Origin of the sequence: Paenibacillus sp. FSL R10-2796, from assembly GCF_037965315.1 — a bacterium.
In the GTDB taxonomy this organism is placed as follows: Bacteria; Bacillota; Bacilli; order Paenibacillales; family Paenibacillaceae; genus Paenibacillus_AQ; species Paenibacillus_AQ odorifer.
Genome location: NZ_CP150178.1, coordinates 5532015 through 5543527 on the forward strand (window position 1 = coordinate 5532015; position 11513 = coordinate 5543527).

The window sequence follows — 11513 nt, forward strand, 5'->3', positions numbered from 1 at the left end:
GCATTAACCTGTTCAAAGAAATCATCAATTTCAGCGTATTGGACATGCTTTTAATTCAATCAAAATCTACGGCGTATGGTGCTTGCTACTTAATAGTCTATATGTCATGACTGTCCCCTTTCCTCTACAAGAGTAGGGCAATTCCACAGAATACATACTTTTTACCGTTTTCCAGATGATCTGTGATAAAACCAGAGGATCTAATAACGCCGTGACCAAAATGTGATCACGCTGGAAGAACTACCTACTGCATTTCAACGTAAACATAACATTGTCTACATAGGATTGTATACTATCCCGGAACTGAACCATCCATAAGGTTGGCTCGCTGCGGACAGCAGTATTTACAGGGTTTATCGAATAAGCAAAAACAGACCCGTATACATTTGAAGCGCCCCCTCTACCTATCTCAAATAAAACACTCCCCGGAGATCCGATTGCAAAATAAAAACACGCCTATAAGAGCGTGTTGTCACAATGTTTGTTGCGATGCATGGTTCTTATGAACTTTTGCAGAATCATTACTTATAGACTTCATTTTCTAAAATAATAACTTGTTCCTCATTTGAGGACTTCCCTATTTGTTTCGTATTTTCAACCAAACGAAAAATATTATCACAACATTGTTTAGCACCCATTACTAATAAAGGAACACCAATAAAATCAATCATTAATCCTCTTGAGAAGAACCCTCCGATTGACATCAGAATGGGCACCGTGGGTGAAGTATTAGAGAATATTATTTTTTCTTCAAAATGATGTTTACTTTCAAGTAATAAACTCAGGTCTCTTAAAGCTGGGACTACAAGTTTTGATGACTTCCTACCGATTGTATAAACTGCGTCTCCATTTTCATCAATTCCGTGAAAAATAATCTTACCAAAATCATTTTTCGTTAACTTATTAAAAAATTTAACATTCAATATTTCCTCTGAAGTTAATTTCCGCTCAGACTGAGTAATTTGTTTTAAATGATATGCTGCTGCTAAAGAAGTCGTATGTGTCCCACCATAATCATTATAGATATAAATCATAATATCATCCTTCATATTTTTCTCTTATGATTATATCCATTTTATAATGGTGTAATTCGTTTTATTAATTTCAAACCCTAATTGCAGAGTATGGTCTTACTTCCCTTAATAAATACCCTATTTAATTTAATAGGCATTATTATACTTTTCATATTCAAATATTAGGAATGACCTTAAGGAACGCTACACGCAAATTGAGGCTTATTAAAAAATATGGAGACTCATATAAGGATAATGATTTAGTATGTTGCTACCTTGGCAAAAAGTTATACAAAACCAAAACGAATTACTGAAGGTATGAACGTACTAGTACGTAAAGCAGGCGTCAAAAAAAAGATTCCACGACCAGTGAAATAATTTCCGTTAGCAAATCCGTTAGCAAGCTCAAAATCCTGGTCTTTATCCATTCTATTTTCTTAATATCACAAAGCCTACAGACAGCAAAAAACCCTTACAAAGTAAGGGTTTTTGATAAGTGGGCCCTGAGGGACTCGAACCCCCGACCAATCGGTTATGAGCCGACCGCTCTAACCAACTGAGCTAAGGGCCCGGATCTAAAAATATCCGAATGTACAATTGCTGTTGTAATAAAATTGGTTGCGGGGGCAGGATTTGAACCTGCGACCTTCGGGTTATGAGCCCGACGAGCTACCGGGCTGCTCCACCCCGCGTCAGAAATAATATTCAAACAGCGACAATAAATAATATACAGTACAAAATGGGTCTACGTCAAGGATGAATTTGTAAAAGTTCTCAAGGCAAAAATCTAACCCCATATCTTCCTTTGCGGGATCGATAAATCTCCACAAAACTTGGGTCATGATAGCCATAAATCCAGCCATCTTGCTCCAGTCTTTTTGCCAAACAGCCTGCTTGAAATCTCGTTCTGAACAGTTTCGCGAAGTATATCCAATTCATGATGCCCTCTTCTCCTTTTCGCAAATTAATCTTACGCTGCTCTGAACTTATCATGCCCAAGTTCCACAAAATAAGCCACCGGAAATCCGGTGGCTGCTACATATTCCAAAACTCAATCCCCTATGGAGTCAAAATAATATGTGGGATCTTTTTCGAGCGTACCCAGCATCGTATTCCCTTGCTTCTCCCAAGCTTTAAGTGCACTCTCGACCGTTCTCTTGCCCTGATAAACTTCTGTGAACAGTTGGCGCCCAACATCATTAACACGGCTAATTCCAGGCTTCTGTGTTTGTAGGACGTTCATCAAAGGATCATTGGCTGGTAATGGTTTGAGCGTATAGAAGGACTCCAGATTTACTGAAGGTACTTTCGTGGTAATGTAATCCTTACGGGAAGTTAGTTCCCCGCGGGTATGGGCTTTAATTTTGGCTACTTCATTACTGTTGACGAACTTGATTAAATCCCACGCATCTTCCTTATTAGCAGCCATAGTGTTGATAGCCATCATATTACCTACCCAAGTACCTACAGCCACTCCTGGTTTCTCCTTAAAAGTAGGTACGGTAACGAAACCCCAATCGACAGGATTATAATTTTTGATCTTTGCTGCATTGCGGCTCACACCTGTAAGCTCATTAAGATAATCGTATTCTCCAATTACCATTGCAGCTTTTCCGGTAAGGAAAAGATCCCCTTGGACAGGACTATAGGAGCTCCGTTCTGTTTCTATAAAATCCATACCGTTTAACCCAGGTGTAATTTGCTTTTTCACCAATTGGCTGTAGGTCGTCCAAGCTTGACTCCACTGTGTTTGATTTACCTCCATTTTATGTCCCTTGTTGTCATACATAGCAAGCTCAAGCGGTGAGACATAGGTCTGCATATCCCAGAAAGGATCGCTCATATAACGGTTCATAGAAAAGCCATATATACGCTTATCTTTATTTGTCGATTTCTTGGTCACCTTTTCGGCCAGCGCGAACATTTCATCCCAAGTCATTCCATCTGTCGGATAACCTACACCAGCAGCATCAAAAATACCTTTGTTAAAATATAACGCACTCGACATAAAGGTCGGTGCTAACGCGTAAAGACTTCCTCCACCCAGCTCACGAACTCCACTTAGCATCGTAGGCGCCATATTGCTTAAATCATATTGATCTCGTGCGATAAGCGGCTCCAGCGATTGCACCAGATTATGTTCCTCCAAACTCTTCACCAATGTACTATCACCGACGATTACATCAACCGGCTGTGCACCGCCCATAATTGCTCGGATATTCTCCAGATTATCTGGGTTAACCTCTGGATACGTGCTGTCAAAACGAAGCTCATTCATATTAATGGCTGGAATAATCTCAAGTTTGATTTCAGGATGCTGCAATTCATACATATCTGTAAACTGCTGACGAAAAGAAGAATCGTCCTCTCCAGACCAAAGGCTGCCAATACGTAACACGCGCTGTTCTGCAGATGGCTTAGAAGCCTCCGCCCAGGCTGTATGCCTGCTTTCAGAAATTAAAGGCAATAGGAGTGCTGCACATATTCCAAAGCTTAACCAGCGCCGCCATAGCCTTCTATTATTATTTATATGATTCATTCTTGAACCCTCCCATAAAATACTCAATCCATCCACCTTATGAATAATTACCCATAATTCTAGTAACAGTATATAGCTTTATTCAGGAGGGGAAGTTACAGGCTGTTTAAAGTTATGCTACGATTTCTTCATATTATTTCTATAAAAAACGTTCCGCGAGTTTCCTGAGGATACTGAAATGCCCTTCTACGCAGGATAATTGCACTTTGTGCAACTATTACAGCTGAGTGTGTTGTGCTTCTCCTTTTAATTGCACTATGTGCAGTTAAAAAACGTTATTAGGTGCTTTCGGCGGTTATCTGGTGGATGTAATTGCACAAAGTGCAACTATATCGCCAGATCCTCTAAGGAAGGTTAGTTTAAGTGCACAAACTGCAACTATTCGGCGTTTGAGACGACATTGCGATGGAATCACCGGGTGTCAGAGCGTTCAGAGCGTAGAGCGATAGCGCATAGCAGCAGAGTTTCAGAGCGTTCAGAGCGCAGAGCGATAGCGCAGAGCGATAGCGCAGAGCAGCAGAGTAGCAGAGTGCCAGAGCATAGAGCGACAGCGCATAGCAGCAGAGTAGCAGAGTGCCAGAGCATAGAGCGACAGCGCATAGCAGCAGAGTAGCAGAGTGCCAGAGCATAGAGCGACAGCGCATAGCAGCATAGCAGCAGAGTTTCAGAATCCCGAGTGTCAGAGCGCAATATACCAGAGCGACAGAGCGCAGGTCAGCCAAGTATCACAACGTGAATGTATATGTAAATGTATATGTAAATGTAAATGTAAATGTAAATCCAAACACCAAAACTCTACTCTCCACTCTACGTTTCCTTTTACCAATACAGCATTCGTCTTCCCTACTAACTAACCTACTAACTAACCCGCACCTTTCCTGTGACCGGCACAAATCGCCCCTTCTACGGCAGGATAATTGCACTATGTGCAACTATTAAAGCGGAGTGTGCTGTGCTTCTCCTTTTAATTGCACTTTGTGCAGTTAAAAAACGTTATTAGGTGCTTTCGGCGGATTTCTGGCGGATGTAATTGTACAAAGTACAACTATATCGCCAGATCCTCTAAGGAAGGTTAGTTTAAGTGCACAAACTGCAACTATTCGGCGCTTGAGACGACAGCGCGATGGAATCACCGGGGCAGAGTATAGTATTCCAGAGTGTCAGAGTGCCAGAGCATAGAGCGACAGCGCATAGCAGCAGAGTTTCAGAATCCCGAGTGTCAGAGCGCAATATACCAGAACGACAGAGCGCAGGTCAGCCAAGTGTCAGAAATTGATTGTAAATGTAAGTGAATGTAAAGGCAAACACCAAAACCCTACTCTCCACTCTACTTTTCCTTTTACCAATACAGCATTCGCCTTCCCTACTAACTAACCTACTGACTAACCTGCTACATTTCATGTGACCGGCACAAATCGCCCCTTCTACGCAGGATAATTGCACTTTGTGCAACTATTAAAGCGGAGTGTGTTGTGCTTCTCCTTTTAATTGCACTATGTGCAGTTAAAAAACGTTATTAGGTGCTTTCGGCGGATTTCTGGCGGATGTAATTGCACAAAGTGCAACTATATCGACAGATCCTCTAAGGAAGATTAGTTTAAGTGCACAAACTGCAACTATTCGGCGTTTGAGACGACATTGCGATGGCATCCCCGGGTGTCAGAGCGTTCAGAGCGTAGAGCGACAGCGCATAGCAGCAGAGTGTCAGAGCGTTCAGAGCGCAGAGCGTTAGCGCATAGCAGCAGAGTATCAGAGTGTTCAGAGCCAGAGCATAGAGCGTTAGCGCATAACAGCAGAGTTTCAGAATCCAGAGCGCCAGAGTTTACACCTGCCGCGGCTGGATCATTGCATCTTTTTGCAATAAATAGCAGCATACTTCATGCAACTACACAGCTGAGTGCGCTTTACGCTTTCCTTTTTATTACACTCAATGTAGTTAAAAAGAAAAGCCTCCCACCAAAAAGTGAGAGGCCCGTCCAAACTATAATCAGATATTTAGTTTAAACGCCAAATGCGGAAGGATCTTTTCTCCAAGATTTCAGCAGTTCCACATCTGTAGCTGCGATCTTGCCTTGTGTAAGAGCCACATCAATCAATGTGCTGTAGTTGGATAAGCTTTGTAATGGCATTTCAGCTGCGGCAAAAGCATCCACCGCACGGTCCAGCTCGTAGCTGAAGATTGCCAATACAGCCAACGCTTCTGCGCCTGCTTCTTGCACAGCTTGAGCTGCTTTGATGGAGCTTCCGCCAGTGGAGATCAGGTCTTCGATAACGACTACCTTTTGCCCCGGCTTAATCAGTCCTTCGATCTGGTTCTGCTTGCCGTGACCTTTAGCTTTATCGCGGATATAAGCCATTGGCAGATTAAGTTTATCAGCTACCCAAGCTGCGTGAGGAATGCCTGCGGTTGCTGTACCTGCGATCACCTCTGCGTCTGGATACTGGCTTTTAATAAGCTCAGCGAAGGCATCAGCAATATAGTTACGTACCTCTGGGTAAGCCATAGTCAGACGGTTATCGCAATAGATCGGGGATTTAATACCAGAGGTCCAGGTAAAAGGCTCCTGCGGACGCAGTGCCACTGCTCCTATCGTAAGCAGATAACTTGCTACTTGTTCACTTCTATTTAATGTACTCATGCTAGGGTCATCTCCTCAATAATATTTAGTGCTGCTTGACGTGGATCAGCCGCAGTTGTAACAGGACGGCCCACCACCAGAAAGTGGCTGCCTTGCTGAATGGCTTTGCCCGGCGTCATCACCCGGGACTGGTCACCTAGGGATGCACCTGCTGGCCGGATACCAGGTGTAACTGTACAAAATGCGGGCCCACAAGCCTCTGCGATCGCTGAAGACTCTTGCGGTGAAGCCACTACCCCATCCAGACCTGCAGCGGCTGCCAGCTTAGCGTATCTGACCACAGTATCTTCTACTTCTCCTGCGATTCCAATTTCGTTATTCATCACTTCTTGGCTCGTGCTGGTCAGCTGTGTAACTGCGATAATCAAAGGCATTTTAAGCGCAGCATTCGCATTAACTACTGAAGCAGCGCCTTCCCGGGCAGCAGCCATCATCGCTGAGCCTCCTGCGGCATGTACGTTAAACATATCCACACCGAGGTTCGTAAGGCTTTCTGCCCCGCCTTTTACCGTGTTAGGAATATCATGCATTTTGACATCTGCAAATACAGAATACCCCCGAGATTTCAGTTCATTAATGAATTCCGGTCCCGCTGCATAAAAAAGCTGCATTCCCACTTTCATATAACAAGGAATCCCTTCCAGCTTGTCAATCAAGGTTCTTGCCCCAGCAACATCAGGGTAATCTAAGGCGATCATCAAGCGATTCGCCATTTCATTCCACTTTGCATCTCCCTGTCCCATAACCGTTCTCCCATCCAGTGCAGACTTAAATCCACACTCTTCATTTATTAGCCCCTAGGCATAGCGGAACGGTCTGCGTAAACGCAAACCGCCCTATACATCTTTATGAGATTAGTTTAATTGTCCGACAAAAGCAGGCATGGACTGTGACGAGAAGTTGATCGTCTGCAGCATTCTGAGCAGTGCCGTTACTGTATCAAGTGATGTCATACATACGACGCCATTCTCAACCGCTTCACGACGGATACGGAATCCATCACGCTCTGGTGTTTTCCCTTTAGTCAGTGTATTAAAGACGAAGTTGGCTTGCCCACCACGAATCAAGTCGAGAATGTTCGGCGCACCTTCATCCAGCTTGTTTACGTTCATTACGTTGAGACCTGCTTCTTCAAGCGCTTGAGCGGTGCCTCCGGTAGCAATGATCTTGTAACCCAGCGAGTGGAAGCCTTTCATAAGCTCTACAGCTTCTGCTTTATCTTTATCTGCCACTGTAACGATGATAGCGCCGGTTGCTGGAATTTTCATTCCTGCTCCGATTAGACCTTTATACAAAGCTTTTGCATACAATTTATCGCGGCCCATAACCTCACCCGTCGATTTCATTTCAGGTCCGAGCGTTGGTTCTACTCTACGCAGCTTGGCAAAAGAGAACACCGGCACTTTAACCGATACATAATCACTTTCCGGCCATAGACCTTCTGTATAACCGTCATCTTTCAGCTTGCCGCCGAGAATGATTTTGGTTGCCAGATGCGCCATTGGAATTCCAGTTACTTTACTCAAGAATGGAACCGTACGCGATGAACGTGGATTTACTTCAATTACGTACACTTCATTTTGATAGATAACGAACTGGATGTTGACCAGACCAATCGTTTTCAGTTCCTTAGCAATCTTGATTGTGATCTCAGCAATTTTTGCTTTCAGACCTTCATCCAGATATTGCGGAGGATATACAGCGATGGAGTCACCGGAGTGAACGCCTGCACGCTCAACATGCTCCATGATCCCTGGAATAACTACCGTCTCACCGTCACAAATTGCGTCTACCTCAACCTCTTTACCTAACATGTAACGGTCAATCAATACCGGATGCTCCGGATTTACCTTAACCGCTTCTACCATGTAGCTAAGCAATTCCGCATCATTATATACAATTTCCATTGCGCGTCCACCCAGTACATAGGAAGGACGTACCAGCACCGGATACCCAAGCGATTGTGCAGTTTCTACTGCTTGATCTACGTTGATAACCGTCTTTCCTTTTGGTTGGGCAATATCCAGACGAGCCAACAAAGCTTCGAATTTCTTCCGGTCTTCAGCTTCGTCAATACTGTCTAGGCTAGTTCCGAGAATCTTAACGCCAGCCGCACTTAGTGGTGCAGCAAGGTTAATGGCTGTTTGGCCTCCGAACTGTACGATAACCCCAATCGGATTCTCTTGCGCAATTACGTTCATTACATCTTCAAAGAATAACGGTTCGAAATACAACCGGTCCGAAGTATTAAAATCCGTAGATACAGTCTCAGGGTTATTATTGATAATAACTGCTTCATAACCTGCCTTCTGAATCGCCCACACTGCATGCACAGTGGAGTAATCGAACTCAATCCCTTGGCCGATCCGGATTGGACCCGATCCAAGCACGATAACCTTTTGTTTATCGGAATGAATGACCTCATTTTCAGTCTCATAAGTAGAGTAGTAGTAAGGTGTAGAAGCTTCGAACTCAGCTGCACAGGTATCTACCATTTTGAATACAGGCGTTAATCCTCGCTCTAAACGAAGCGCGCGTACATCAGCTTCTTTGGTGTATTTACCGTTCGCTAGTCCTTCTGCACGTATCTCAGCAATCGCACGGTCTGTAAAACCTTTGCGTTTAGCCTGATACAAGGTTTCTTCTGATAAGCTTTCATCCCCACGGATGACCTCTTCAAAGTTGATCAGTCCCTCGATTTTGGACAGGAACCACCAGTCTACGTTAGTAATGTCTTGAATCTCTTGCAAGCCAAATCCGCGGCGGAAAGCTTCAGCGATCAAGAACAACCGCTCATCATCAGGTTTTGCCAGACGTTCACGCAGGACGCTTTCTTCCAGATCCTCAGCGCCCGGCAGACGGAAACGGTGTACACCGATTTCCAGGGAACGAATTGCTTTATGAATGGACTCTTCAAAGGTACGACCGATGGCCATAACTTCTCCAGTTGCTTTCATTTGTGTGCCCAGCTTACGGTTCGCATGAATGAACTTGTCGAACGGCCAGCGTGGGATTTTGCTTACGATATAGTCAAGTGTAGGCTCGAAGCAAGCATAGGTCTGTCCAGTAACTGGATTGACGATTTCATCGAGTGTGTAACCAAGTGCGATTTTGGCAGCCATTTTGGCAATCGGATAACCGGTTGCTTTCGAAGCCAAAGCCGAAGAGCGGCTGACACGTGGATTTACTTCGATTACATAATATTGATAGCTTTGCGGATCCAGTGCGAACTGCACGTTGCAGCCACCCTCGATATTCAGCGCACGAATGATTTTGAGTGAAGCGCTGCGCAGCATTTGATATTCACGATCGGATAACGTTTGGCTAGGTGCCACAACGATACTATCACCCGTATGCACACCTACCGGGTCAAAGTTCTCCATGTTGCAGACAACGATACAGTTGTCATTCGCATCACGCATAACCTCGTATTCAACTTCCTTCATGCCGGCAATGCTTTTCTCCACCAAACATTGTCCGATTGGACTATAACGAATACCTGCTTTGACAGTCTCAAGCAGCTCTTCTTCGTTGTCGCAGATCCCGCCGCCGGTGCCGCCAAGCGTATAGGCTGGGCGTACAATCAGTGGGAAACCAATTTCCTCAGCGAATTTCATCGCTTCATCTACTGTGGTAATAATAGTGCTCTCTGGTACAGGCTGTTCCAGTTCGCGCATCAAATCGCGGAACAAATCGCGATCCTCTGCTTTTTCAATGGATTCAAGCTGGGTACCTAGAAGCTTAACATTCTCTTGTTCTAGTACTCCTGCACGAGCCAATTCTACAGCCATATTAAGACCTGTCTGTCCTCCCAAAGTTGGCAACAAGCCATCCGGGCGCTCCTGGCGGATGATGCCAGTTACGAATTCAAGGGTAATCGGCTCGATATAAACTTTATCAGCCATATTGGTGTCAGTCATGATAGTCGCCGGGTTACTGTTGATCAGCACAACTTCCACGCCTTCTTCTTTCAGGGCCTGACAGGCCTGAGTTCCGGCGTAGTCAAATTCTGCGGCTTGCCCGATAACAATCGGTCCAGAACCAATTACTAATATTTTTTTAAGCTTTTCATTCTTAGGCATGTTATAGAGCTCCTTTCACGGCTTCAAGCTGTTTTACTGTAGGTTTTGGCGCCGTGATTCTGGCGTTTGCCGCAAGCTGCGCCTGGCGCGAGCTTACAGGTGTGTTAGCTTTATGGTCAGCGATCATCTGTAAGAAACGATCGAATAAATAGCTGCTATCATGAGGTCCCGGTGCTGCTTCTGGATGGTACTGTACTGAAAATGCAGGGTAACGGGTATGTTTAAGTCCTTCAACGGTCTTATCATTATTATTAATGTGAGTAACTTCTAGATCCGTGCTCTTCACAGAATCTTCATTCACTGTGTAGCCATGGTTCTGAGAAGTAATGAAGCAACGTCCGCTCTCCAATTCTTTAACCGGATGGTTACCGCCACGGTGCCCGAATTTCAGCTTCTCTGTATCCGCGCCACAAGCCAGTGCAAACAGCTGGTGACCTAAGCAGATGCCGAAGATTGGGTATTCACCAAGCAATTCCGAGATCGTCTTCACTGCGTGTGGGACGTCTTTCGGGTCCCCAGGGCCGTTGGACAGCTGGATACCATCTGGATTGAGGCGACGAATCTCATCAGCGGTTACGTCATGAGGTACAACTACAACGTCACAACCGCGATTGTTCAACTCGCGCAAGATACCAGCCTTCGCACCGTAATCTACAAGCACGATGCGTTCTTTAGTTCCTGGGCTATTGTACATGCTTGGAGTAGATGTGCGAGCTACCTGATTGCGCAATTCTTCAATTGAGGTGTCGCCCATCATTTCCATCAATTCCTCTACACGTTTGTTAGAGGTAGTCAGGATCGCCTTCATTGTTCCGTAGTGGCGAATAATCCGCGTCAACATCCGGGTATCAATCTCGCTGATTCCAGGAATATCATATTCTTTCAGCAGGTCGTCCACACTGTATTCTGCGCGCCAGTTACTTGGAACTTCTTCATGACGACGCACTACAAAACCGTGTACGAAAGGTCGAACAGATTCGAAATCATCCCGCGTAATCCCGTAGTTCCCGATCAATGGGTACGTCATGGTAACGATTTGTCCGCAATATGAAGGGTCAGACAGCACCTCTTGATATCCTGTAATTCCTGTGTTAAAAACAACCTCGCCTGTCTTTTCACCTTCAGCGCCAAATGCGGTACCTGTAAATAAAGTTCCGTCTTGAAGCAGCAATCTCGCCTGCATTCCCTTCCACTCCTTCATGTTCTGTAGTCTGATACGTATGCCTTGCATGCCTTCCGG

7 protein-coding genes and 2 tRNA genes are annotated in these 11513 nt (G+C 44.9%); all 9 read right to left on the minus strand.

Going from position 1 to position 11513, the window contains the following annotated elements; all coding sequences use genetic code 11:
- Positions 1-521: 521 nt before the first annotated feature.
- Positions 522-1034, minus strand: a complete 513-nt coding sequence (locus NST58_RS24835) for a DUF3189 family protein (RefSeq protein WP_339191266.1) — start codon at positions 1032-1034, stop codon at positions 522-524.
- Positions 1035-1510: 476 nt separating this feature from the next.
- Positions 1511-1584: transfer RNA gene (locus NST58_RS24840), tRNA-Ile, on the minus strand.
- Between the two features lie 44 nt (positions 1585-1628).
- A tRNA-Met gene (locus NST58_RS24845) sits at positions 1629-1705 on the minus strand.
- 82 nt (positions 1706-1787) lie between these two features.
- Complete coding sequence (locus NST58_RS24850; protein WP_167347621.1) at positions 1788-1952, minus strand: hypothetical protein; 165 nt, start codon at positions 1950-1952, stop codon at positions 1788-1790.
- Between the two features lie 112 nt (positions 1953-2064).
- Positions 2065-3552: an extracellular solute-binding protein gene (locus NST58_RS24855; RefSeq protein ID WP_339244499.1), complete on the minus strand. Its 1488-nt coding sequence runs from the start codon at positions 3550-3552 to the stop codon at positions 2065-2067.
- A 2000-nt stretch (positions 3553-5552) separates the two neighbouring features.
- The gene (gene pyrE, locus NST58_RS24860; RefSeq protein WP_076128834.1) at positions 5553-6191 is read right to left on the minus strand and encodes an orotate phosphoribosyltransferase; all 639 of its coding nucleotides are present in this window, start codon (positions 6189-6191) and stop codon (positions 5553-5555) included.
- The gene (gene pyrF / locus NST58_RS24865) at positions 6188-6934 is read right to left on the minus strand and encodes an orotidine-5'-phosphate decarboxylase (RefSeq protein WP_076185241.1); all 747 of its coding nucleotides are present in this window, start codon (positions 6932-6934) and stop codon (positions 6188-6190) included. The genes pyrE and pyrF overlap by 4 nt, the downstream gene beginning before the upstream one ends.
- A 111-nt stretch (positions 6935-7045) precedes the next feature.
- Positions 7046-10273: a carbamoyl-phosphate synthase large subunit gene (carB, locus tag NST58_RS24870; RefSeq protein WP_339244502.1), complete on the minus strand. Its 3228-nt coding sequence runs from the start codon at positions 10271-10273 to the stop codon at positions 7046-7048.
- A gap of 1 nt (position 10274) precedes the next feature.
- Positions 10275-11456: a glutamine-hydrolyzing carbamoyl-phosphate synthase small subunit gene (gene carA, locus NST58_RS24875; RefSeq protein ID WP_051491286.1), complete on the minus strand. Its 1182-nt coding sequence runs from the start codon at positions 11454-11456 to the stop codon at positions 10275-10277.
- Positions 11457-11513 lie beyond the last annotated feature (57 nt).

Coding starts and splice junctions, on each gene's coding strand:
- carB (WP_339244502.1), bottom strand. CDS start 10,273: ATGCCTAAGAATGAAAAGCTTAAAAAAATATTAGTAATTGGTTCTGGA.
- NST58_RS24835 (WP_339191266.1), bottom strand. CDS start 1,034: ATGATTTATATCTATAATGATTATGGTGGGACACATACGACTTCTTTA.
- pyrF (WP_076185241.1), bottom strand. CDS start 6,934: ATGGGACAGGGAGATGCAAAGTGGAATGAAATGGCGAATCGCTTGATG.
- pyrE (WP_076128834.1), bottom strand. CDS start 6,191: ATGAGTACATTAAATAGAAGTGAACAAGTAGCAAGTTATCTGCTTACG.
- NST58_RS24850 (WP_167347621.1), bottom strand. CDS start 1,952: ATGAATTGGATATACTTCGCGAAACTGTTCAGAACGAGATTTCAAGCA.
- NST58_RS24855 (WP_339244499.1), bottom strand. CDS start 3,552: ATGAATCATATAAATAATAATAGAAGGCTATGGCGGCGCTGGTTAAGC.
- carA (WP_051491286.1), bottom strand. CDS start 11,456: ATGCAGGCGAGATTGCTGCTTCAAGACGGAACTTTATTTACAGGTACC.